The organism is Pantoea stewartii (assembly GCF_011044475.1).
Taxonomy (GTDB): Bacteria; Pseudomonadota; Gammaproteobacteria; order Enterobacterales; family Enterobacteriaceae; genus Pantoea; species Pantoea stewartii.
Genome location: NZ_CP049115.1, coordinates 2,321,304 through 2,343,936, shown reverse-complemented (window position 1 = coordinate 2,343,936; position 22,633 = coordinate 2,321,304). Strand labels below are relative to the sequence as shown.

The following is a 22,633-nucleotide window of genomic DNA, read 5'->3' as shown; positions in this document are numbered from 1 at the left end:
GATAAGGTAATGCAAGTTATTCTGCTTGATAAAGTAGCAAACCTGGGCAGCCTGGGTGATCAGGTTAACGTTAAAGCGGGCTACGCTCGTAACTTCCTGGTTCCACAGGGTAAAGCTGTTCCTGCTACCAAGAAAAACGTTGAATTCTTCGAAGCACGCCGTGCAGAACTGGAAGCCAAACTGGCTGACGTTCTGGCAGCATCTAACGCGCGCGCAGAAAAAATCAACGCACTGGGCACTGTTACCATCACGTCTAAAGCAGGCGATGAAGGTAAACTGTTCGGTTCCATCGGTACCCGCGACATCGCTGACGCTGTTACTGCAGCTGGCGTTGACGTTGCTAAGAGCGAAGTTCGTTTACCGAACGGCGTTCTGCGCACCACCGGTGAGCACGAAGTGGACTTCCAGGTTCACAGCGAAGTATTCGCGAAACTGATCGTGAACGTGGTTGCAGGTTAATTTTTATTAGCCTGCCGCACCTGAACGCCGACACTTGTGTCGGCGTTTTTGTTTTCAGTCGTTAACACCCTTTCTTTTTCTGCCCGGCCCCATCCCTCTTCACCGGCACCCGCATCTTCGCCATCACATAAAGGCGTACCGGACAACCCGATCCTCATGCGATCAACGCGCTGTTTGCCGATTAAAAGGTGACGATGATATGTGCGGCTAAACCCTCAGCGCATCAGGGTGACGACGCGACATCAGCGACCACGCTCCGTCATCTGTGCTGACGCGGCTATCCGCTTGCGTTGCGGTTGGTCTGCCCGGAAACCGGGCGGGCAAATAAAATGACGGCCATGAAGGGCGCAACCGGTGACGGACCGCCACCGGGGAGGACTTATTCTACACGTAAAAAGCTGCCGTCCGGCTGGCGGGTAAACAGGACAGGACCGTTAGCGCCCTCCAGCGTTAAGCCTGTAACGACGCCATTCGCATCCCGACGGATCTTCACCTGCTGCCCCTGCTTCAGCGTACTGAGCGGCTGATCGTTGCCCTCAACGCGTGCCATGGCAAACACATCATTGACCGGCAGATTATTGTCGCGGAACAGCTGTGCCAGCGTTTGTCCGGCGGCAATCTGATAGCTGTGCCAGTCACCCTGCGTGTCCGCCTTCGGTTCGGATTGTGCAGAGGAGCGAGACGGTTTGTTATCGTAGATATCCGCCTGCATCGGCACGTCTTTTTCGGCCGAAGGTGTCACAGGCCGTTCGACCGGATACTGCGGCGTACTGGAGGGCCAGAGAAAGGCCAGCAGCAGTATGATGACGGCAATGACGATCCCCCGACGGTGGAAAGCCGGGAGCGGGTCCATCCAGCGAATATCGTCTGTAAAATGCCAGAGGCGATACAGCCAGTTGGGCAGGCGAGACGGGACGTCTGAAGTCATATCGGGTTCCTCCGCTCCGGCACCTTGCGACCGCGTTCGTTGCGGCAGTAAGTTCTGTAACCGGGTTAAAATACGCAGTGCATGCGTCCTGCGGCGACGAGGGGCTATCTGGCCCATATTCTCTCTCTTTCTTATAGTGCCACTGACAAGGGGGAACTTGTCACTTATACAGTATGGGCAATGTGGACGCGAAGTGCCTGCCAGCATTGGTAAATTTGACCTGCGTATTGTTTCTCTTTCGCCGACAAAAGTCATCTGTAGCGCTGCGGATTTTACGCCAGCGGCCTGCGCTGTTATGCTGCCCGTCTTACTATATCCGAGAGTGAAAGGAACGAAGATGACTACCCCTTCTTTCGACAGCGTCGAAGCACAAGCAAGTTACGGTATTGGTTTACAGGTTGGCCAGCAGCTGCTGGAATCTGGTCTGCAGGGGCTGCAGCCAGAAGCACTGCTCGCGGGCCTGCGCGACGCGCTGGAAGGGAACTCACCTGCGGTGCCTGTCGATGTGGTACATCGCGCCCTGCGTGAAGTACATGAGCGTGCGGAAAGCGTGCGTCGTGAGCGCGTGGAAGCCATGGCCGCAGAAGGCCAGGCTTTCCTGCAGGACCATGCTCAGCGTGAAGGCGTCAGCAGCACCGAGTCAGGTTTACAGTTCAGCGTGATTACGCAGGGCGAAGGCCCGATTCCTTCGCGCCAGGACCGCGTACGCGTGCATTACACCGGTAAACTGATCGACGGCACGGTGTTTGACAGCTCTGTTGCACGTGGCGAGCCGGCGGAATTCCCGGTCACCGGCGTGATTGCGGGCTGGATCGAAGCGCTGACGCTGATGCCGGTTGGCTCGAAGTGGGAACTGGTGATTCCCCACAACCTCGCCTACGGCGAGCGTGGAGCGGGCGCGTCCATCCCGCCATTCAGCACCCTGATTTTTGAAGTTGAGCTGCTGGAAATCCTGTAAGGATAAAGGGCGGTGCGATGCCGCCCTTACCCCTCTACTGCTGTAAGTTTACCTGCCAGAGAGCGAATCCCGTCTCGTCATTCCCTGTCGCCTTCATGGGATATTGCGCATGCTGCTGAATAAAGTGTGTGGCTTTATCGCCGGGTGCGGTTTCAAAGCGAATATCAAGAGGCTGCGCGGCAGGTATTGCAGCCAGTCGCCAGTTATTATCCGCCTGTGGGCGCACTTCACCGTGCTTTTTGGTTTCGGCACTGATATACGCCGCCAGAATCGCGCGGTTTTCATCAGGCGAGGCAAAGGCAATGTATTTGTCGCCCGTTCCGGCAAACTTGCCCGCGTAGGCCCGGTAGTTATTGGTTGCTACCAGGAAGGTCGCCTTAAGATCGATGGGTTTTCCCTGCCAGCGAAGATCTTTAATGCGTGACGCGTCCGGATGGATCAGGTTGCACTCTTCGTCGTAACGGGCGGGTTGTGTGACATCAATCTGATAGCTCACGCCGTCAATCACATCGAAGTTATAGGTGCGGAAATTCCAGTTGATCAGCGGCTGTGTGCGGCGACTGGTCGGATCGATTTGGTTAAACTGACCCGCAGAGCACTCCAGCCAGTCTTTCACCTGCTCGCCGCTGACTTTCATCACCACCAGCGTATTCGGATACAGATAGAGATCGGCTGCGTTGCGGAAGGTCAGGTTGCCTTTCTCAACTTCCACATAGCTGGCAGGATCGTTTTTACGTCCCCCGGCTTTAAACGGCGCGGCGGCAGACAGTACCGGCAAGTGCGCCAGATCGGGATCGCCCTGGATAAAATGCTCGACGTAGGCGCGCTGGGCGTTATTCACAATTTGCACAGTAGGATCGTCCTGCACCAGCGACAGATAGCTGTACATCACATCCGCAGATTTTCCGATAGGCTGGGCGACAAAGGTGCGGGTAGCATCATGATCGTCTTTCAGAACCTTAACCAGTGCAGGATCTTCAGCAGCCAGCGCAGTTTTATGCGCGATATCGTAGATCGGACGCGCCTGCGCGGTACCGCTTGTCACCTGCCAGTGATCGCCTTCCTTGCTCAGCACCAGATCCACCACACCAAGATGATCGCCCCACATGCCGGGCATGACCGCAGGCACACCGTTTAATGTTCCTTTCTCAATGTCTGCACCTTTGATCCCCGCAAACTCTTTCCCCGGGAATACGGCATGCGCATGACCAAACATAATGGCACTGATGCCCGGAACTTCGCTGAGGTAATAAACCGAGTTTTCTGCCATCGCCTGATACGGCTCGCTGCTTAACCCTGAATGGGCTAATACGACAACCACGTCCGCTCCTTTAGCGCGCATTTCGGGCACGTAGCGCCGGGCGGTTTCTGTAATATCGTCCACCCGCACTTTGCCCTGCAGGTTGCCTTTATCCCACACCATAATCTGCGGCGGGACAAAGCCGATATAGCCGATGTTCACCGTCTGCGTGTTGCCGTCGCGATCGGTCACTGTGGTGGGTTTAATCAGATAAGGCGTAAACAGTGGCTTACCGCTCTTCAGATCGATGACGTTGGCATTGACGTAAGGAAAATGCGCGCCCGCCAGGGCTTTTTGCAGATAGGGCAGACCATAATTGAATTCATGATTGCCCAGCGTGCCCGCGCTGTAATCCAGCGTATTCATCGCCTTATAGACGGGATGGACTTCACCCTGTTTGAGCCCTTTCGCAGCCATATAGTCGCCTAACGGGCTACCCTGAATCAGATCGCCATTGTCCACCAGCACGCTGTTCGTGACTTCCTGACGCGCGGCATGGATCAGGGACGCAGTGCGCACCAGACCATATTTTTCTGTGGGCGTATCTTTGTAATAGTCGAAGTCCATCATATTGCTGTGCAGATCGGTCGTTTCCAGCACGCGTAAATCCACGGTGGCTCCCTGTGCTGCAACTGAAACGCTCAGTGCCAGTAACATCATTCCCGCCTTAACCATGTTCACTCCCAACGTTAAAAGATCAAGGCTACAAAAGTAATGTAAAAGGCTGATGAAAGGGCAGATTAAAACGTGATGCAAATAACGTTTTGAGCCTGACTGGTGCCGCTTCAGTCACATCAGTGCAGAGGCCGGCGTGAAAAGAGGTCTTTGCCATTGTGGGCTATTGTGTTGATATAGCTGAAAAAGGATTCAAAATGTTTACCTGAAACCAGGGGCGAGCATGAAACTGCTAAAATGTACCCCAACAGGCATAACAGTTAACGCGTAGCATTCGCATACATGAGGTGACAAATGTTAGAGCAAATAAGCCAACTGGCGCGTGAAGCAGGCGACGCGATTATGCAGGTCTATAACGGTTCGGTTCCCGCTGATGTTTCGCATAAAGCAGACGATTCGCCCGTCACAGCAGCCGATCTGGCCGCGCATGATGTGATTGTTAAGGGCCTGAAACAGCTGACACCGGATATTCCGGTGTTGTCAGAGGAAGATCCGCCCGGTTGGGAAGTCCGTCAGCACTGGCAGCGCTACTGGCTGGTGGATCCGCTTGACGGCACCAAAGAGTTTATCAAACGCAATGGTGAGTTTACGGTCAATATTGCGTTGATCGAGCAGGGCAAACCGATCATGGGCGTGGTGTACGCGCCCGCGCTGGGCGTGATGTACTCGGCAGCAGAAGGTAAAGCCTGGAAGGAAGAGGGCGGAGAAAAGCAGCCGATTCACGTTCTGGATGCACGTCCACCGCTGGTGGTGGTGAGTCGTTCCCACAACGATGATGATGAGATGAAAGAGTATCTGAAGCAGCTAGGGGAACATCAGACGGTGGCAACCGGCTCATCGTTAAAATTTTGCCTGGTCGCTGAAGGTAAGGCCCAGCTTTATCCGCGCTTTGGACCCACCAATATCTGGGATACCGGCGCGGGTCATGCCGTTGCTGTCGCGGCAGGTGCTCACGTCCACGACTGGCAGGGAAGAACGCTGGATTATGCGCCGCGTGAATCTTTCCTGAATCCGGGCTTCCGTGTATCGCTGTTCTGACGTCAGACGGGAGGCACTCGCCTCCCGACTTCACCTGTCAGGATGCTTTTAACAGCGTTTTTAACAACGTAATGACTTCTTTGACTTCCTGCTGCGTCAGTGCCCCGTCTTTGACATATTTCACCTGACCGTTTTTATCCAGCACCACAATGGTCGATCCGCCTTGCTGCAACTGCCAGGCGTGCTGCACATTGCCCTTGCTGTCGACGATAAACTGCGACCACGGATACTGCTTTTTATTACTCTGAATGCTGCTGCGAACAAACAGGCTGGTGCCGGGAATGGCATCATCGGTGTTCACAATCGTCGTGGTCTGATAGCGATCGTGCGGCAGTTTCGCTGACTTGATGGCCTCAACCAACGCTGCATTCATCTCTTTAGCCGATGAGCGGCCTGCAATGTGCTGTATGACACGTACTTTTCCGTTCAGTTGCGCGCTGTTCCAGTCTTGATAACTGAATTTTTCCTGCGCCAGGATCAACTCGCCTTTGTCATTGACGCCCACGGGCGGCACGCGTTTTCCCGTCTCAAGATTGTGGGCCAACGCACTTACAGGAAGCAGCAGTGACAAGGCCAGTGCGGCCAGAGTAATACGCCTCATTATTTTCTCCAGTGATCAGACCAGTTAGTCATCCAACTGTAATAGTAAGCAGGGATGATGCGGCTGTCTCAAAAAGCTGTCAGCTTTGTTATCAACCACACAATTCTGTAACGAACGAAGGTTTATACTGAATAGTGAAAAGTAAATAACAGAGTATTCTGTAATGTTCTGTCAGCACGGTAAAAAAAGTTATTTCTGGTCGTGCGAAGTAAGCAGAGTGTTCTATAGTTTATCTCGCATTCGCGCTTCATGGTGGACCCGTACCGAATTTGGCAACGGCGAAGCGTGCTTAAAAATTAAGGAGTTAAGAAGTATGAAAATCTTCCAGCGCTATAATCCGCTACAGATAGCAAAATATGTTAAGACGCTGTTTAAAGGAAGGTTGTACATCAAGGATGTGGGCGCGTTTGAGTTTGATAAAGGTAAAGTCCTGATCCCCCGGGTCAAAGACAAACAGCACCTGAGCGTGATGTCAGAAATTAACCGCCAGGTCGTTCGTCTCAAGCTAGAGTTTAACTAAAAAACAGGGCGCCGATGGCGCCCTGAGTGTTTCTATTCTTCGCTTTTCGTCACGTTCAGCATCGGCGGTCGTTCATCAATCCGTGTCACCAGCAGCTGATCAATGCGGTAACTGTCGATATCGACCACTTCAAACTTGTAGCCCGCAAATTTCACAAAGTCGGTACGTTTCGGGATTTTACGCAGCATATACATCATAAAGCCGCCAATCGTTTCGTAGTTACCCGACTGCGGAAAATCATCGATATCCAGCACGCGCATAACATCATCAATCGGCGTCCCGCCTTCCACCAGCCAGGAGTTTTCATCGCGCGCAACAATCTGTTCTTCCATGCCCTGACCCACCAGGTCGCCCATCAGCGTCGTCATCACATCATTCAGCGTAATGATACCGACCACCAGCGCATATTCGTTCATGATGACCGCGAAGTCGTCGCCCGCCGTTTTAAAGCTTTCCAGCGCCTCAGACAACGTCAGCGTATCCGGAACAATCAGCGCGGAACGAATCTGCACGCCGCTGTTCAGCGCCATGCTCTGATTGCCCAGTACGCGCAGCAGCAGCTCTTTCGAATCGACATAGCCAACGATGTGGTCGATGTCCCCATTACAGACCAGGAATTTCGAGTGAGGATGTTCAGCGATTTTTGTTTTCAGGCTGACTTCGTCTTCGTGCAGATCAAACCAGACGATATTTTCACGTGACGTCATGGAGGAGGGCACGGTGCGTGATTCCAGCTCAAACACGTTCTCAATCAGTTCGTGTTCCTGCTTACGCAGCACGCCAGCCAGCGCACCGGCTTCCACAACCGCGTAGATATCGTCGGACGTGATATCGTCTTTGCGTACCATCGGCAGCTTAAAGACGCGAAAAAAGACGTTGGCCAGGCCGTTAAACAGCCAGACCAGCGGCCGCATAACCAGTAAACAAAAGCGCATGGGATTGATAATCCGCAGGGCAATGGTTTCTGGCGCGATCATGCCTACCCGTTTTGGGGTTAAGTCGGCGAACAGAATAAACAGGCTGGTGACGATGGTGAATGAGCAGATAAAACTGAGCTGTTCGGCCAGTTCGTGAGACATAAAGCGATTGAAGAGGGCGGAAAATGCCGGGGAAAAGGCCGCATCACCGACGATACCACCCAAAATAGCGACGGCGTTCAGGCCAATTTGCACCACGGTGAAGAACATGCCGGGCGTTTCCTGCATCTTCAACACCCGCTGAGCGTTAACGTTGCCTTCGTCAGCCAGCAGTTTCAGCTTAATCTTGCGGGCGGCAGCCAGCGAGATTTCGGAGAGAGAAAAAAAAGCACTGATTACGATCAGTAGCAGAATGACAAGTAAGCTATCAAGCATAAGTAATCCAAAGAGTTATCCACTTGTCATTTTTGGCCTGGGCAGCGTGCGGTTGAGGCGCTTATTCCCTGTACGTACGACGCAGAGGAGCTATCCGTGCCAAAAATGTCTGCGCCCGTTCGACAAGGTTGTAAGGGGAAAGGGGCAGAAATGAAGACAGGCGGGATGCCTGCGGTGGGTGATTATAGCAGCAGCGAGGAGGCCGCCGCCAGAGGGCAAACAGTGGCTTATAATGAGGTTTTCAGCTCAGGATGCATGTGTAATGCAGGAGAGCGGTCTACTGGCGTGCGGCCTGTCTGGACAACAAGGTCGTTGTATCGTGCGTCCGTTTTACCGACAATAATGCGCAATTTGACTTAGAACGCGTTACAGACTGCCCTTTGGCAAAAAGTGCGGCTATGATGAGTAAGTTGCCGTTGCGATTGTGACGGCAACAAGGATTAACACGCGCCCTGCGGAATGGGGCGGGCATGAGAGACAGGAGTACAGGTGCCACGATTTTATGTTTATTGCATGGCGGGCTTATTGCTCGTCGCGCCCGCCTTTGGGGCGGCACCGGTTCGACTACAGCTTGAAGGGCTGACCGGCGAACTGCAAAAAAACGTCAGGGCACGCCTGTCGACCATCAGCAGCGACGAAGTCACCAACGATGGCCGTTTCCGCGCGCGCGTATCGGCCGCTATCAAAGAAGGGCTTCGCGCGCTCGGCTACTATGAGCCTGATATCGACTTTGAATCACGCCCTGCCCCTGCGCAAGGTGGCCGTCCGGTGCTCATCGCGCGCGTGACGCCTGGCCAGCCGGTAAAGATTGCCGGTAGTACGATCATTGTCACCGGTCAGGCAAAAAACGATGCAGACTATAAAAACTGGATCGCCCAGGGCCGCCCTAAAGTTGGCACAATCCTTAATCATGGTCAGTACGATAAATTCAAAAGTGGCTTTACCAACCTGGCGCTGCGCAACGGCTATTTCGATGGCGAATTTGAAAAAAGTCAGTTAGGCGTTTCCGTGGCGCGCCACGAAGCCTTTTGGGATATCGACTACAATAGCGGACCGCGTTACCGCTTCGGCGATGTCACCTTCCAGGGCTCACAGATCCGTGACGCCTATTTGCAAAATCTGGTGCCGTTTAAAAAGGGCGACTATTACAGTTCCCGTGATTTGGCTGAACTGAATCGCCGCCTGTCGGCGACGGGGTGGTTCCAGTCGGTGGTCGTCGCGCCGGAATTTAAAGAGGGACGCAAAACCAAAGTCCTGCCGTTAAATGCGGCCGTTTCCCCTCGGGCAAAAAATATTGTTGAAGCCGGTGTCGGGTATTCGACGGATGTCGGGCCGCGTCTGAAAGGCACCTGGAGAAAGCCCTGGGTTAACGACCGTGGCCACAGCATGATGGCCAGTGCCTATATTTCTGCGCCTGAGCAGCAGGTGGATCTCAGCTACAAAGTTCCGTTACTCAAAAGCCCGCTGGAGCAGTACTACACTTTTTCAGGCGGGCTCAAACGCACCGATCTGAACGACACCAAAGCGGATACCAGCACGCTGGCAGTATCGCGTAACTGGGACAGCAGCAGTGGCTGGCAAAGGGCCGTCAATCTGCGCTGGAGCCTTGACCACTTTACCCAGGGGAATGTCACCAATACCACGATGTTGCTTTATCCCGGCGTCAGTCTGAACCGCACGCGCTCACGCGGTGGCCTGATGCCGACCTGGGGCGACTCGCAGCGTTATTCTGTCGATGTGTCCGATACCACCTGGGGATCGGATGTCGATTTCCTGATCCTGCAGGCGCAAAACGTCTGGATTCGTACGCTGGGCGAAAAGAACCGCTTTATTGCACGCGGCACGGTGGGATGGATTGAAACCAACGACTTCGATAAGGTGCCGCCGGATCTGCGCTTCTTCGCCGGGGGGGACCGCAGTATTCGTGGCTATAAGTACAAAAACGTCTCGCCGCGTGACAGTGATGGCAAACTGACCGGAGCCTCAAAAATGGCCACCGGTTCACTGGAATACCAGTACAACGTCAGCGGAAAATGGTGGGGTGCGGTGTTTGTTGACGCCGGTGAGGCCGTCAATGATATCAGCCAAAGCGATATTAAAACCGGTGCCGGTATCGGCGTGCGCTGGGCATCGCCTGTGGGGCCCATTAAGTTTGATATTGCGCGTCCCATTGGCGACAGGGAGGAGCACGGTTTGCAATTTTACGTAGGATTGGGGCCTGAACTATGAAGCGCTGGAAAAAGGTCCTGACTGGCTTTCTGATTTTTTTGGTCTTGTTGTTGGCTGGCGTGGCATTTTTGATTGGTACGACGCCGGGCCTGCATTTAGTGTTAAACGGCGCGTCGCGCTGGGTACCGGGATTATCCATCAACAAAGTGGATGGCGGCTGGCGTAATCTTACGCTCAGCGGTCTGCGTTACGACATGCCGGGCGTCAGCGTTAACGCGGGCAATATCCATCTGGCGGTAAATCTCAATTGCCTGCTGCACTCGTCGGTCTGCGTCGATGATCTGACGCTAAAAGATATCAGTGTGGTCGTCGACAGTAAAAAGATGACGCCGTCGGCGGCGGCACCCGAAGACGATAACAGCGCGACCAATCTCAGTACGCCGTACCCCATCAGCCTGCGCCACGTCGGGCTGCATAACATCAGTGTGAAAGTCGATGATACCGCGATTTCGCTGGTGGATTTTTCCACCGGATTACACTGGCAGGCGCGGGCGTTAACGCTGAATCCTACCCACATTCAAAGCCTGTTAATTGCGCTGCCTAAAGCGGCAGCGGTCGCGAAGGAGCAGGTGGTCGATCCGAAAGTACAGCAGCCGCAGCCAAACGAGAAGCCGCTGGGCGAAACGCTGCAGGCGATGTTTGCCAAACCCCTGCTACCGACACTGCCGGACTTCCAGTTACCGCTGGATATCGATGTTCAGGACATCGTGGGCGAACAGCTCCGCATTACCGGCGATACCGATATCGTTGTGAATCAGCTGCGTGTGAAGGCCAAAACGCTTGACCGCCATATACAACTGCAAACGCTGGACGTGGACTCAAACCTCGGCAGGCTCAACGGCAGCGGCCAGGCCACGCTCGCAGACAACTGGCCCGTTGATTTTGCCCTGAATGGCGATGTGAATGTTGATCCGGTTAAAGGGGAAAAGCTGAGTCTGACCTTACAGGGCGCGATGCGTGACGAGCTGAAGCTGGCGCTCAACCTCTCTGGCCCGGTCAGGGCGCAGCTGGATGCCCGCGCTCAGCCTGCTGTTGCCGGTCTTCCGCTGGCATTAACCCTGACCAGTCCGCAACTGCGCTGGCCGCTCACCGGAGCGGTTCAGTACCAGGCGGACAATCTCGACTATCAGTTCAAAGGCAAGGCGACCGACTACGTGATGTCGCTGCGCACGGCGGTGAAAGGCGAAGCGGTGCCGCCTGCCACGATTACGCTGGACGGTAAAGGGAATAGTGAACAGTTCAGCCTGGACAAGCTGCGTGTGGCAGCGTTACAGGGCACTATCGATCTGACGGCGCTGGTGGACTGGAGCAAAGCCATCAGCTGGCGCAGTGAACTGACGCTGGCGGGCATCAATACCGCCCGCCAGTATCCGGACTGGCCAGCCAGACTGGAGGGTAAAATCACTACGCGCGGCAGCCTGTATGGCGGCAGCTGGCAGCTGAGTGTGCCGCAACTGATGTTGAAGGGTAACGTCAAACAGAACGCGGTCAGTGCGGACGGAACATTACGGGGCAACAGCTACAACCAGTGGGATATTCCGGGTATTAAGATTGCGCTGGGCCGCAATCATCTGGATATCAAAGGCAGTCTGGGCGAAACGCTGAACCTGGATGCCAACGTGGATGCCCCCCATCTTGATAACGCATTGCCGGGGCTGGGCGGTGTGGTCAAAGGGGATATCAAAGCCCGCGGATCGCTGAAAGCCCCTCAGCTGCTGGCGGATCTGACGGCCACTGGCTTACGTTGGCAGCAACTGCTGGTCCGGCGCGTAACGCTGAAAAGCGATGTACGCTCCAGCGACCAGATCGCCGGTAAGCTGCAGTTGCGCGTTGAACAACTGAAGCAGGATGCGCTTAACATTAATCTGTTGACGCTCAATGCTGATGGCGACGAAAAGCAGCATCAGCTTAAACTTAACGTGCAGGGCGAGCCGGTATCGGGTCAGCTCGCGCTGAACGGTAGCTTTGACCGCCAGACGGAGACATGGAAAGGCAGCCTGAACAATACGCGTTTTAATACGCCCGTCGGGGAATGGCGTCTGACGCGCGCTATGGCGATCGACTATGTTAATCAGAAGCAGACTGCGTCAATCGGCCCGCACTGCTGGCAAAACCCCAACGCGCAGCTTTGTGTGCCAGAACCGATTGAAGCCGGCCCCAGCGGTCACGCTCATGTGGTATTAAACCGCTTCGATCTGGCGATGCTAAAACCCTTCCTGACTGACCAGACCCAACTGAGCGGCGTGTTCAGCGGCGATGCCCGCGTTAACTGGACGGCGGATGGCAAACTGCCCGTCGGCACGCTGGCGCTGAAGAGTAATAACGTGAAAGTCGCGCAGGATGTGCAGGGCAATACGCTGCCCATCGCGTTTAACACAATTAATGTCAATGCGGCACTGCGGGACGGACGTGCACAGCTCGACTGGCTGATTCGCCTCGTCAATAACGGCCAACTGGATGGCAATGTGCAGATTACCGATCCGCAACAGCGCCGTGAGCTGGGTGGCAATGTGAATATCCGCAATATCTCGCTGGCGATGATCAATCCCGCCTTAATGCAGGGCGAGAGCATCAAAGGCCTGCTGAACAGCGATCTGCGCCTGGGCGGCACAGTACAGCAGCCGCAGCTTTTTGGGCAACTGGGTCTGAAAGATGTGAATGTGAAAGGCAACTTCATGCCGGTGGATCTGACCAGTGCCAGTCTGAACATGGTGTTTAACGGCATGAGTTCGACGCTGAATGGCCTGCTACAGACCGCACAGGGCAATATCAACCTGAGCGGCGATGCGGACTGGAGCCAACTGGATAACTGGCGTGCGCGCGTAGCCGCCAAAGGCAGCCGGGTCCGTGTCACGGTGCCGCCAATGGTGCGCATGGATGTGTCGCCGGATGTGGTATTTGAAGCCACGCCAGCCGCCTTTAATCTTGACGGGCGCGTCGATATTCCCTGGGCACGTATCACGGTACAGGAGGTTCCTGAGAGCGCAGTCGGCGTATCGTCTGATGAAGTTATGCTGGATAAAAACCTTAAACCGATTGCGCCTAAAACGGCCTCAATACCGATTAACAGTAACCTGACCATTCATGTTGGAAACGACGTGCGTCTGTCGGCCTTTGGACTGAAAGCCCGTCTGAATGGCGATCTGAAAATGGTCCAGGATAAATCAGGACTGGGACTCAACGGACAGATCAATATTCCATCCGGCCGTTTCCATGCTTACGGTCAGGACTTGATCGTGCGTAAAGGCGAGTTGCAGTTTGCGGGCCCGCCAGACCAGCCTTATCTCAACCTGGAAGCGATTCGTAATCCGGATGCGACCGAGGATGGCGTAACGGCAGGATTGCGCGTTACGGGGCTGGCGGATGAGCCGAAAGTGGAAGTGTTCTCCGATCCGGCGATGTCACAGCAGGAGGCCCTTTCTTACCTGTTACGCGGTCAGGGGCTGAATAGCGACGGCGACAGTAACGCGTTAACGTCAGCGTTAGTCGGCTTAGGGGTTGCACAAAGTGGGCAGGTTGTGGGTAAAATCGGCGAGACATTCGGTGTCAGTAATCTTGCCCTTGATACGACCGGCGTTGGCGACAGTCAGCAGGTACAGGTCAGTGGCTATGTGTTGCCGGGTCTACAAGTAAAATACGGGGTTGGCATCTTTGATTCACTGGCAACGTTAACCTTACGTTACCGACTGATGCCCAAACTCTATTTGGAAGCCGTGTCCGGTGTGGATCAGGCTCTTGATTTGCTCTATCAGTTTGAGTTTTAGTAATGCGAATAATTGTCTATGGCAGTTTACGGCGCAAACAGGGAAACAGTCACTGGATGACACATGCGCAATGGTTGGGTGATCACCAGATTGAGGGTTATGAACTCTACAGTCTGGGTCACTATCCTGGCGTGATCACGGGCGAAGGAACGGTATATTGCGAAGTCTACCGAATTGATGCCTCCATTCTCGCCGAGTTAGATGCGCTTCGGACCAAAGGTGGTGAGTACAAACGCCATCTGATTCAGACGCCGTTTGGTAGTGCTTGGCTTTATGTCTATCAGCGTTCGGTCGCGGGTCGCCAGCGTATCCAGAGTGGAGACTGGCTGAAGCGTGATGAGGAGCAGGAAAGCCACTAATACGTTGCGGTTGCGTGTATCAGGCTAAATGCTTCTCAGGTAAAAGGGTTCATGATTGTTATGTGCCCTTTTATCCATGCACTAAAGTGGCTTAAAGCCCTCTCTGTTTCTTCCTGCGCCAACCTGATAGCGGTAATTTTCCGATCATTCACTTTAACAGCGTAATCGTACATCCGCGGGGTTAGTTATAAAAAAGCGGTTTGCGAAAAAGAAATATACATTGATAATCGCGCCCACATGACGCTTGCGAGTCTGTACGCATGCGAGAAAATCGCATAATGGTGCCATTATCACGACGCCAGCAAAACTTTACCAAAGTGAAAAGCAATGAAAAAAACAATCAATATTTATCTTATCGCAGTTTTTTTATTTTCATTACCGTTGTTGCTTGCCAATACTTTTTACATTGATGACAACGGAAGAGCCATTACAGGAAACGCGCTTTGGGGCCGGGATGGGAGGCCTTTAGCTGACCTGCTAATGAAAATATTATTTCTTAGTTCTCACGTTTCAGACATTTTTCCTTTACCGCTGATCATCACAAGTGTGCTTATCGCAGTGGTATTAGCGCACTATCATCGCCGCCACTTTACGTCACTCAAAACCTGGGTCGGTGCTTTAGCCGCGCTGAGTTTTTTTGCTAACCCTTATCTTGCTGAAATCTTTTCCTATCGTTTTGACGTGCTCACTATAGGTTGCGCGCTGGTGTTGAGCATCGCATGGATTTTATTCCCTGTGCAGAAAACATGGATACAGTTCTTATTGGCTGTACTGGCTATCGTTGCCATCTTTAGCCTCTATCAGATTGCGGCAAACATTGCTGTGATGATGGTGTTCGTGATCGTCTTTGGACAGATGGTCAACAATGCCCCTGCAACAGAGATCATTCGTGGGCTTATACTGCGAAGCGCAGAGTTTATCGTCGCCTCAGCTGTTTACCTCAAAATTGTTTTACCATTGACTTTTTCAGGTGAGTACGCAGCTAATCATCCGGCTATAGCCTTTGAGCAATTGTGGCTCACCGCTTGCAATAATGCGCTCGCATACTGGCACTTCGTTAATGCCACCTTTTATAAAGATGGTAAAGGAATGGCTGTGCTCATGGTTGTCCTGAGTGCGTCAGTGGTCTCCGCAGCGATAATCGCTTCGCGTTATATAAAGCAACAACGTAATCCAGCCAGGATTATTGTTGCAGTTATAGCGCTGTTTTTACCTTTCGCTGCATTCCTGATGATTCCCGGTAGCCTGCTCATTTTACAAAATCCATTACTTGCACCTCGGGTCATGCTGGCAGTGAGTGGGTTTATGTTGTTCAGTGCAACATTACTGGCGTGGGCGATGAAAGGAAAATGGTCATTCGTAAACATGGTTATCGCAATTCCTTTGCTCTATGCCTTTACAGGTATATATGTCTATGGGAATGCCATTCATCAGCAAGATGAGATTAATGCCGCAATCACACAACGGTTAAAACAGGACACCAATGCATTATCCGTTGGCTCCCTCTATATGCAGTTTTATGGGGCCTCGCCGCGTTCCCCAGTATATCTTAATTCCCTAAATAACTATCCGGTTCTCAGCGCGCTGATTCCTGAATATTTCGCTAACTGGTGGTTTCCATTTCCTTACATGGCGATAAGGGGCTTTCAGGCTAAAAATCCTATTCAGGACAATATTACTGTGAGCAATGAAGATTTGGTTATGGCGCTGTGTCACGGAGAGCGCATTGCACATAATCAGGATTATGATTTATATAAGTACCATGACCGACTGACCGACTGACCGTCGACTTTACGCTAAAGGGTTGCCAGCACTAATGTATAAGAGCTTGCTGTAATTTATTAGTTTTGAGACAAAAAAACAGGCCCATTGCTGGGCCTGTTTATATCAACAGATTTAGCGCGTATCCTGTGCTGCAACTTCAGTTTTATTTCACAGCACAAGTGGCATTACTTCTTCGCCGCACGCTCAAAAGACGAGACGATCTCGGCTTTGGCTGCTTCGGCGTTATCCCAGCCGTCAACCTTAACCCATTTGCCTTTTTCCAGATCTTTGTAGTGCTCAAAGAAGTGGGTGATCTGCGCACGCAGCAGTTCTGGCAGGTCGTTCACATCTTTGATGTGATCGTACTCTTTGGTGAGTTTGGTGTGCGGGACAGCAACCAGTTTGGCATCTTCGCCAGACTCGTCGGTCATTTTTAACACGCCAACCGGACGGCAGCGGATCACTGAGCCGGGCTCCAGTGGGTACGGTGTTGGAACCAGTACGTCTACCGGGTCACCATCCAGCGACAGCGTATTGTTGATGTAACCATAGTTGCATGGATAGAACATTGCCGTAGACATAAAGCGATCCACAAACAGGGCTCCAGAATCTTTATCAACTTCATATTTGATCGGATCGGCATTCGCCGGGATCTCAATAATTACGTAGATATCTTCTGGCAGGTCTTTACCTGCTGGCACCTGGTTCAAACTCATCGGGTATTCCTTCAGTCGTCGTATGTTGAGTGTCGGCTATTATAGCCAACTGACTGTGAAAGTACGCCCCCTTTTTGGCGTTTCAGAATGCTCCTCAACGCTATTTGGCCGTGACAAACAGGGATACAATGCCCGCAGCAATCAGTGGCCCTACCGGAACGCCACGGAAAAACGCCACGCCGATTACTGTTCCTATCAGCAATCCGCCAATGACGGAAGGCTGTACACTCATAAAACTCACGCCGCGCCCGCCCAGCCAGGCCACGAAAATGCCTACCAAAATCGCGACAATCGACTGCCAGTTGGCAAAGGATTTCAGCAGGGATGACGCAGGCAGCGAACCACTGGCCAGCGGGGCCATTACGGCTACGGTAAGGATAATAATGCCCACTGTAATGCCCTGTTTTTCCACATAAGGAAAGAATTGCGACAGCGGTGTCATTTTGATGATCAGCAGGATCAGAATGGACAGGGTCACGGCAGTGTTGTGGACGAAGTAACTCAGTACAGCAAGGCAGATCAAGATCAGCGTGGAGGCGTAAGCAACCATAGTTTTTCCCTGAAAATGAATGAAGACAGTTATGACTGACTTTAAAGGGTTACATTAATCAACAATCGTCGGGGTTCGCGCAACTGCCAGTGGCTAAAGATTGCAACTGTAGAGTTTGATTGCGGACCAGCGCGGTGCTCTGGGTGGCCAGCGCAACGGGGCCGAGAGTGCCCTGCGTGTTGAGTTGGCTGCGGCTCACCGCTAACCAGGCTTCCCGGTAACGCAGCCAGGCGCGCTGGGCGATACGCAGTTTCTCTCTGGGTTCTCCGCTTAATTTTTTCATCAATGCACTGTACTGCGCGTTCATTTCCGCGTCCCATTGCTGGGTTGCCGTATCCTGACATTGCATCAAGGCCAGCGTGGTATCGGCTTGATTAAGGCATTGATTTAACGTGACATCAATCGTGGACTGCTCAGCCACTGCAAGCTTACAACTCAAGAGCGCTATCAACATTACCCTTTTTTTCATCGATTTCCCCTTTGTTTCCTTAACAAAATACCTTCAATTTCATTAACAGGTTAGCGGCAAGCACGGGATTAATCATTCACAGGCGTTAAAGTTTGCGAATCGCAATGCCGATACTTTCTCCGTTTAAGGGTTGTCGAAATTATTTCGCCTTTTACTACTCATACGGAAACGATCAAGATGAAACAGTTATCACTACGCACGGGGTTGCTGGCGTTGCTGGCATTCATGACACTGCTGTTGTTGGCGGTGAGTGTGATGGGCATTGTGGCAATCAACAAGGGCAACCGCTCGCTGGATGTGATTAACCGCATTCAGGGGATTGAGTTAAACAGTCTGTATCGCAGTAACGCCGATTTAATGCGCGCGCGTGCCAGTGCTGCGCTTGCAGTACGCAAGATTGAGATTGGTTTACTGGATGAGGGCGCGCAGGTCACCAAAACGGCGCAGGCCGATGTCGAGTCCTCTCAGCGCAATTTAAAACGTTTTGTGGATGCCGGAACCGTGACGGCGGAAGGCAAAATCATGGCCGATGCCATTGCATCAAGCTATAAGGATTACCTTGATCAGGGCATCCTGCCGATGATGAAGGCGCTCGACAAGCAGTATAACGATGAATATTACCAACTGCTGGAAGGTAAACTGGAGCCTTTATCGGCGAAGTACACCAAAGCGGTAGAGACCTTTGGCGCAAAAGCCGACGAAATTACCCAGGCACAGTTAGTTGAAGCTCAGCGCAATGAAATCATGATGAAAGTGCTGATCGCCGTGGCGGTGGGGCTCTCCGTGCTGCTGCTGGTACTGGCCTGGGTGCTGCTGCGCCGCATGTTACTGACGCCGTTGAACAATGCGATTATTCACCTTGAGCAGGTGGCGGCGGGCGATCTGTCTCAACCGTTGCCGCTGGCGGGCAACAACGAACTGGGTCGTCTTAACAATGCGCTGGCGGGCATGCAGCAGGCTCTGCGTGACTCGGTGAATAAGGTGCGTGAGGCCGGGCTGAAAATCGACAGCGGCAGCCGCGAGCTGGCGGCGGGCAACGTTCACCTTTCTCAACGTACCGAAGAATCCGCCGCGTCGCTGGAGCAAACGGCGGCCAGTATGGAACAGTTGACCGCAACGGTTCGTCTGAACGCCAGTAACGCGCAGCAGGCTCACCAGTTGGCGAATGCCGTTTCTGACAGTGCCGATCGCGGGGCGGAAGTGGTGAACTACGTGATGGAAAAAATGCGTGAGATCACCGAGAGCGCCAATCGCATCGGCGATATTCTGAGCGTGATCGACGGCATTGCCTTCCAGACCAACATTCTGGCGTTAAACGCCGCCGTGGAAGCGGCACGTGCCGGTGAACAGGGGCGCGGTTTTGCCGTCGTCGCGAATGAGGTGCGCACCCTGGCGCAGCGCAGTGCCAGCGCGGCGAAAGAGATTCGCACGCTGATCAGCGATTCACAGACGCGGGTGAAAGAGGGCAGTGAAATGGCCACGCGTGCAGGCGAAACCATGGATGATATCGCTGGTGAAGTCATGCGCGTGACGGCACTGATGAAAGAGATTTCGATGGCTTCAGAAGAGCAAAGTCGGGGCATCGATCAGGTCAACCATGCGGTGACGCAGATGGATGAAGCGGCGCAGCAGAACGCAGCGCTGGTGGAGCAGGCCACCGCCGCCACGCATTCACTGGAGGCGCAGTCAGAGCAGTTGCAGGCTGCTATGGCGCTGTTCCGGCTTCAGCAGGCATAAGACAAAATAAGGGCGCGACACCCGCGCCCTTTATGCTTAGCCCTGACGACACTCCGGGAACTCTGCCAGGAAGCGCTCTACGTCATCCACCATGGCGGTGTTGCCACAGTAGAACGGGCAGCGCTGATGCAGCGTTACCGGGGGGATATCCAGAATACGGTTTTGCCCGTCGCTGGCTTTACCGCCCGCCTGCTCGGCCAGGAAGGCCATGGGGTTGCACTCATACAGCAGGCGCAGTTTACCCTTCGGATGGCTGGCCGTGCTGGGGTAAAGGTAGATACCGCCTTTCAGCAGGTTACGATGGAAATCCGCCACCAGTGAACCGATGTAGCGTGAGGTGTAAGGACGGTGCGTTGCCACATCCTCTTCCTGACAGAATTTCAGGTATTTTTTCACGCCCTGCGGGAAACGAATGTAGTTACCTTCGTTAATGGAATAGGTGTAGCCCACTTCCGGATACGTCATCCGTTCGTGACTGAGGCAGAACACGCCCAGTGACGGATCGTAGGTAAACGCGTGTACACCACAACCGGTGGTGTAAACCATCATGGTAGACGAACCGTAAACCACATAACCGGCCGCGACCTGTTTGTTGCCCGGCTGCATGAAGTCCGCTTCGACGACCGGTGTGCCGGGTTCACTGACGCGACGATAGATTGAGAAAATGGTGCCGACAGAGACGTTAACGTCGATGTTTGATGATCCATCCAGCGGATCCATCAAGACCACGTACTTGCCGTTTTCCTCGCCCTCAAAGATGACAAATTCGTCCTCTTCTTCAGAAGCGATACCGGCAACGATACCGCGTGCTTTCAGTGCGGCTTTGAGTTTTTCGTTGGCGAACAGATCCAGTTTCATCTGCTGTTCACCCTGAACATTCTCGACGCCGCTGGCCCCCAGGATATCCACTAAACCGGCTTTGTTAATATCGCGGTGGATAATTTTGGCACCCAGCTTAATCGCTGAGATAAGCGCCGTCAGTTCACCTGTAGCGTGCGGAAAGTCGTGTTGCTTCTCGACGATAAATTCGCCCAACGTTTTCATAACACATTCCCTGAATCATCGATGGAGTGGCAGCGGCATACTTCACTGCCGACGGATGCGTACGCAGTTTAGCCGATTGAACTTCAAAAACCATAGTCCTAATCCGTTTCTTCCGCTCGCAACCGAGGTTACACTGTGCGCCGAACTTTTGAGTTATGGACGTTTTTATGCGCATTCACATCCTCGGGATATGTGGCACGTTTATGGGCGGGCTGGCGATGCTGGCACGCTCCCTTGGCCATCAGGTGACAGGCTCAGATGCCAATGTTTATCCGCCGATGAGCACCCTGCTTGAGCAGCAAGGTATTGAATTAACAGAGGGTTATGACGCCAGTCAGCTTGATCCTCAACCAGACCTGGTCATCATCGGCAATGCCATGACGCGCGGTAATCCCTGTGTGGAAGCGGTTCTGGAACGCAACATTCCCTACCTTTCAGGTCCCCAGTGGCTGCATGATTTCGTGCTGCGTGACCGGTGGGTGCTGGCCGTGGCCGGCACCCACGGTAAAACCACGACGGCAGGCATGGCAGCGTGGATTCTGGAGGCGTGTGGTCTGGAACCGGGCTTTATTATCGGCGGTGTACCCGGCAACTTCGATGTTTCAGCAAAATTAGGAAAAAGCCCATTCTTTGTGATTGAGGCTGACGAATATGACTGCGCGTTTTTCGATAAGCGCTCTAAATTCGTTCATTACTGCCCACGTACGCTGATTCTGAATAACCTGGAATTCGATCATGCGGATATTTTTGACGATCTGCGGGCGATCCAGAAACAGTTCCATCACCTGGTACGCATCGTGCCGGGCCAGGGCAAGATCCTGCTGCCGGAGCACGATCATAACCTGAAGCAGGTAATGGCGATGGGCTGCTGGAGCGAGCAGGAACATGTCGGCGATGGCGGTCACTGGCAGGCGAAAAAACTGACGCCTGACGCCTCACACTGGGAAGTCTGGCTGGACGGCAACAAAGTGGGTGAAGTGAACTGGGCACTGGTCGGCGAACACAACATGCACAATGGTTTAATGGCCATTGCGGCAGCCCGTCATGTTGGCGTGAAACCCGAGGATGCCAGCCAGGCACTGGACAGCTTTATCAATGCCCGTCGTCGTCTGGAACTGCGCGGCGAGGTCAACGGCATCAAGATCTATGATGATTTTGCCCATCATCCGACCGCGATTCTTGCCACGCTGAGCGCGCTGCGCAGCAAAGTGGGCGGGACGGCGCGTATCCTGGCCGTGCTCGAACCGCGTTCAAACACCATGAAAATGGGCGTGAATAAAAATGAACTTGCCCCGTCACTGGCGCGTGCCGACGAAGTGTTTCTGTTCCAGCCGAGCCATATTCCCTGGCAGGTCGCGGATGTCGCAGAAGCCTGCATGCAGCCTGCGCACTGCAGCGCGGATATTGATGCGCTGGTAGAAACAATCGCCAAAACGGCGCAGCCGGGCGATTCCATCCTGGTGATGAGCAACGGGGGCTTTGGTGGGATTCATCAGAAGCTGCTGGATCGTCTGGATCGTCTGGCTCGTTAACCGGTAGCCGATCCTTTTCTCCCCGAACGAGGGGAGAGAAAACCCTGCGGCTGGGCACTGCTCAGCCGCACATCACCGCCAGGGTCAGACGGCTTCTGCTAATTCGCGCAGGTACTGAAAAATCTGACGGGCAGATTTTGGCGGTTTGTTACCCGCTTTTTCCTTCTGTGCATTACGAATCATGCTACGCAGTTGCTGACGATCGGCCTGAGGATAAAGGGCAAGCACGTCGGTCATCGCCTCATCGCCTTCTTCAATCAGGCGATCGCGCAGCATTTCCAGCTTGTGAAACAGCGCAACCTGCTGGTTATGGCGGTTTTTAAGCTTATCCAATGCGGTACGAATCGGTTCAACGTCGATGCTGCGCAGCAGCTTACCAATTAACTGTAACTGACGGCGGCGGCCTTCTTTCTTAATACGCTGCGCCAGTTCAATCTCGGTACGCAAACGCTCATCCAGCGGAATTTTATCCAGCGAGTTTTTCCCCAGGTCGACCAGTTCGGCCCCCAGGCGTTTCAGCTCTTCAGCATCGCGTTTGATTTCGCTCTTACTAACCCAAATAATCTCTTCATCTTCTTCTTCGTGATTATCGGGCACATCATCGAGCCACTCTTCAGGCTGCTTAGTCATATCTGGCT

At 53.4% G+C, this 22,633-nt stretch carries 19 protein-coding genes; 10 read left to right on the top strand and 9 right to left on the bottom strand.

All coding sequences use genetic code 11. From position 1 onward, the window contains the following. Nucleotides 1-9: 9 nt before the first annotated feature. Nucleotides 10-459, top strand: coding sequence for a 50S ribosomal protein L9 (rplI, locus tag G5574_RS11095; protein ID WP_006120926.1), 450 nt, complete (start codon nucleotides 10-12; stop codon nucleotides 457-459). A 379-nt stretch (nucleotides 460-838) separates the two neighbouring features. Here rplI and G5574_RS11090 read toward each other — a convergent pair whose 3' ends face one another. Further along, nucleotides 839-1,504 carry an OapA family protein gene (locus tag G5574_RS11090; RefSeq protein ID WP_158281346.1) on the bottom strand — a complete coding sequence of 222 codons (666 nt, stop codon included), beginning with the start codon at nucleotides 1,502-1,504 and terminating at the stop codon, nucleotides 839-841. Between the two features lie 220 nt (nucleotides 1,505-1,724). On the opposite strand from G5574_RS11090, the gene bamJ reads away from it, so the two are divergent. After that, on the top strand, nucleotides 1,725-2,345 hold the full coding sequence (gene bamJ, locus G5574_RS11085; RefSeq protein ID WP_006118358.1) for a BamJ family beta-barrel-assembly machinery protein: 621 nt from the start codon (nucleotides 1,725-1,727) through the stop codon (nucleotides 2,343-2,345). 34 nt (nucleotides 2,346-2,379) lie between these two features. On the opposite strand, the gene G5574_RS11080 is transcribed toward bamJ, so the two are convergent. Further along, nucleotides 2,380-4,320, bottom strand: coding sequence for a bifunctional 2',3'-cyclic-nucleotide 2'-phosphodiesterase/3'-nucleotidase (locus tag G5574_RS11080; RefSeq protein WP_033740025.1), 1,941 nt, complete (start codon nucleotides 4,318-4,320; stop codon nucleotides 2,380-2,382). 294 nt (nucleotides 4,321-4,614) lie between these two features. Here G5574_RS11080 and cysQ point away from each other — a divergent pair, with 294 nt between their 5' ends. After that, nucleotides 4,615-5,358, top strand: a complete 744-nt coding sequence (gene cysQ / locus G5574_RS11075) for a 3'(2'),5'-bisphosphate nucleotidase CysQ (RefSeq protein ID WP_033740024.1) — start codon at nucleotides 4,615-4,617, stop codon at nucleotides 5,356-5,358. Between the two features lie 37 nt (nucleotides 5,359-5,395). On the opposite strand, the gene G5574_RS11070 is transcribed toward cysQ, so the two are convergent. After that, nucleotides 5,396-5,959, bottom strand: coding sequence for a YtfJ family protein (locus G5574_RS11070; protein WP_164482618.1), 564 nt, complete (start codon nucleotides 5,957-5,959; stop codon nucleotides 5,396-5,398). A gap of 313 nt (nucleotides 5,960-6,272) precedes the next feature. On the opposite strand from G5574_RS11070, the gene G5574_RS11065 reads away from it, so the two are divergent. After that, nucleotides 6,273-6,479, top strand: coding sequence for a DUF1107 domain-containing protein (locus tag G5574_RS11065; protein ID WP_003855513.1), 207 nt, complete (start codon nucleotides 6,273-6,275; stop codon nucleotides 6,477-6,479). 32 nt (nucleotides 6,480-6,511) lie between these two features. On the opposite strand, the gene paeA is transcribed toward G5574_RS11065, so the two are convergent. Next, entirely contained in the window at nucleotides 6,512-7,831 is a 1,320-nt protein-coding gene (paeA, locus tag G5574_RS11060; protein WP_033740022.1) for a polyamine export protein PaeA, read from the bottom strand. Nucleotides 7,832-8,344: 513 nt separating this feature from the next. Between paeA and tamA the strand changes: the two genes are divergently transcribed. The 4 genes from tamA to G5574_RS11040 all read left to right on the top strand — a co-directional run bounded on the left by tamA (nucleotide 8,345) and on the right by G5574_RS11040 (nucleotide 15,965). Continuing rightward, a complete protein-coding gene (gene tamA, locus G5574_RS11055; protein ID WP_172677636.1) occupies nucleotides 8,345-10,060 on the top strand; it encodes an autotransporter assembly complex protein TamA in 1,716 nt (571 codons plus the stop codon). After that, nucleotides 10,057-13,824 carry an autotransporter assembly complex protein TamB gene (gene tamB, locus G5574_RS11050; protein WP_164482617.1) on the top strand — a complete coding sequence of 1,256 codons (3,768 nt, stop codon included), beginning with the start codon at nucleotides 10,057-10,059 and terminating at the stop codon, nucleotides 13,822-13,824. The genes tamA and tamB overlap by 4 nt, the downstream gene beginning before the upstream one ends. A gap of 2 nt (nucleotides 13,825-13,826) precedes the next feature. Beyond that, nucleotides 13,827-14,183 carry a gamma-glutamylcyclotransferase family protein gene (locus tag G5574_RS11045; RefSeq protein ID WP_058708626.1) on the top strand — a complete coding sequence of 119 codons (357 nt, stop codon included), beginning with the start codon at nucleotides 13,827-13,829 and terminating at the stop codon, nucleotides 14,181-14,183. A 327-nt stretch (nucleotides 14,184-14,510) separates the two neighbouring features. Beyond that, a complete protein-coding gene (locus G5574_RS11040) occupies nucleotides 14,511-15,965 on the top strand; it encodes a glucosyltransferase domain-containing protein (protein ID WP_244964631.1) in 1,455 nt (484 codons plus the stop codon). A gap of 167 nt (nucleotides 15,966-16,132) precedes the next feature. Here the strand turns inward: G5574_RS11040 and ppa are convergent, their stop codons facing one another. The 3 genes from ppa to G5574_RS11025 all read right to left on the bottom strand — a co-directional run bounded on the left by ppa (nucleotide 16,133) and on the right by G5574_RS11025 (nucleotide 17,682). Beyond that, complete coding sequence (gene ppa / locus G5574_RS11035; protein ID WP_006118350.1) at nucleotides 16,133-16,663, bottom strand: inorganic diphosphatase; 531 nt, start codon at nucleotides 16,661-16,663, stop codon at nucleotides 16,133-16,135. A 100-nt stretch (nucleotides 16,664-16,763) separates the two neighbouring features. After that, complete coding sequence (locus tag G5574_RS11030; RefSeq protein WP_039341815.1) at nucleotides 16,764-17,213, bottom strand: DUF441 domain-containing protein; 450 nt, start codon at nucleotides 17,211-17,213, stop codon at nucleotides 16,764-16,766. Nucleotides 17,214-17,271: 58 nt separating this feature from the next. Then, nucleotides 17,272-17,682: a lysozyme inhibitor LprI family protein gene (locus G5574_RS11025; RefSeq protein ID WP_058708628.1), complete on the bottom strand. Its 411-nt coding sequence runs from the start codon at nucleotides 17,680-17,682 to the stop codon at nucleotides 17,272-17,274. Between the two features lie 177 nt (nucleotides 17,683-17,859). Here G5574_RS11025 and G5574_RS11020 point away from each other — a divergent pair, with 177 nt between their 5' ends. Continuing rightward, the gene (locus G5574_RS11020) at nucleotides 17,860-19,419 is read left to right on the top strand and encodes a methyl-accepting chemotaxis protein (RefSeq protein ID WP_039341822.1); all 1,560 of its coding nucleotides are present in this window, start codon (nucleotides 17,860-17,862) and stop codon (nucleotides 19,417-19,419) included. A 36-nt stretch (nucleotides 19,420-19,455) separates the two neighbouring features. Here G5574_RS11020 and fbp read toward each other — a convergent pair whose 3' ends face one another. Further along, the gene (gene fbp, locus G5574_RS11015) at nucleotides 19,456-20,463 is read right to left on the bottom strand and encodes a class 1 fructose-bisphosphatase (protein WP_006118345.1); all 1,008 of its coding nucleotides are present in this window, start codon (nucleotides 20,461-20,463) and stop codon (nucleotides 19,456-19,458) included. Between the two features lie 167 nt (nucleotides 20,464-20,630). Here fbp and mpl point away from each other — a divergent pair, with 167 nt between their 5' ends. Then, nucleotides 20,631-21,995, top strand: coding sequence for a UDP-N-acetylmuramate:L-alanyl-gamma-D-glutamyl-meso-diaminopimelate ligase (mpl, locus tag G5574_RS11010; protein ID WP_164482616.1), 1,365 nt, complete (start codon nucleotides 20,631-20,633; stop codon nucleotides 21,993-21,995). Nucleotides 21,996-22,079: 84 nt separating this feature from the next. Here mpl and yjgA read toward each other — a convergent pair whose 3' ends face one another. Beyond that, nucleotides 22,080-22,625 (bottom strand): ribosome biogenesis factor YjgA, encoded by a 546-nt coding sequence (gene yjgA, locus G5574_RS11005; protein ID WP_033740015.1) that lies wholly within the window; start codon nucleotides 22,623-22,625, stop codon nucleotides 22,080-22,082. Between the last annotated feature and the right edge of the window lie 8 nt (nucleotides 22,626-22,633).

Excerpts from the sequence above, each read along its gene's own strand:
- rplI (WP_006120926.1), top strand. The coding sequence starts at position 10 with ATGCAAGTTATTCTGCTTGATAAAGTAGCAAACCTGGGCAGCCTGGGT.
- G5574_RS11090 (WP_158281346.1), bottom strand. The coding sequence starts at position 1,504 with ATGGGCCAGATAGCCCCTCGTCGCCGCAGGACGCATGCACTGCGTATT.
- bamJ (WP_006118358.1), top strand. The coding sequence starts at position 1,725 with ATGACTACCCCTTCTTTCGACAGCGTCGAAGCACAAGCAAGTTACGGT.
- G5574_RS11080 (WP_033740025.1), bottom strand. The coding sequence starts at position 4,320 with ATGGTTAAGGCGGGAATGATGTTACTGGCACTGAGCGTTTCAGTTGCA.
- cysQ (WP_033740024.1), top strand. The coding sequence starts at position 4,615 with ATGTTAGAGCAAATAAGCCAACTGGCGCGTGAAGCAGGCGACGCGATT.
- G5574_RS11070 (WP_164482618.1), bottom strand. The coding sequence starts at position 5,959 with ATGAGGCGTATTACTCTGGCCGCACTGGCCTTGTCACTGCTGCTTCCT.
- G5574_RS11065 (WP_003855513.1), top strand. The coding sequence starts at position 6,273 with ATGAAAATCTTCCAGCGCTATAATCCGCTACAGATAGCAAAATATGTT.
- paeA (WP_033740022.1), bottom strand. The coding sequence starts at position 7,831 with ATGCTTGATAGCTTACTTGTCATTCTGCTACTGATCGTAATCAGTGCT.
- tamA (WP_172677636.1), top strand. The coding sequence starts at position 8,345 with ATGGCGGGCTTATTGCTCGTCGCGCCCGCCTTTGGGGCGGCACCGGTT.
- tamB (WP_164482617.1), top strand. The coding sequence starts at position 10,057 with ATGAAGCGCTGGAAAAAGGTCCTGACTGGCTTTCTGATTTTTTTGGTC.
- G5574_RS11045 (WP_058708626.1), top strand. The coding sequence starts at position 13,827 with ATGCGAATAATTGTCTATGGCAGTTTACGGCGCAAACAGGGAAACAGT.
- G5574_RS11040 (WP_244964631.1), top strand. The coding sequence starts at position 14,511 with ATGAAAAAAACAATCAATATTTATCTTATCGCAGTTTTTTTATTTTCA.
- ppa (WP_006118350.1), bottom strand. The coding sequence starts at position 16,663 with ATGAGTTTGAACCAGGTGCCAGCAGGTAAAGACCTGCCAGAAGATATC.
- G5574_RS11030 (WP_039341815.1), bottom strand. The coding sequence starts at position 17,213 with ATGGTTGCTTACGCCTCCACGCTGATCTTGATCTGCCTTGCTGTACTG.
- G5574_RS11025 (WP_058708628.1), bottom strand. The coding sequence starts at position 17,682 with ATGAAAAAAAGGGTAATGTTGATAGCGCTCTTGAGTTGTAAGCTTGCA.
- G5574_RS11020 (WP_039341822.1), top strand. The coding sequence starts at position 17,860 with ATGAAACAGTTATCACTACGCACGGGGTTGCTGGCGTTGCTGGCATTC.
- fbp (WP_006118345.1), bottom strand. The coding sequence starts at position 20,463 with ATGAAAACGTTGGGCGAATTTATCGTCGAGAAGCAACACGACTTTCCG.
- mpl (WP_164482616.1), top strand. The coding sequence starts at position 20,631 with ATGCGCATTCACATCCTCGGGATATGTGGCACGTTTATGGGCGGGCTG.
- yjgA (WP_033740015.1), bottom strand. The coding sequence starts at position 22,625 with ATGACTAAGCAGCCTGAAGAGTGGCTCGATGATGTGCCCGATAATCAC.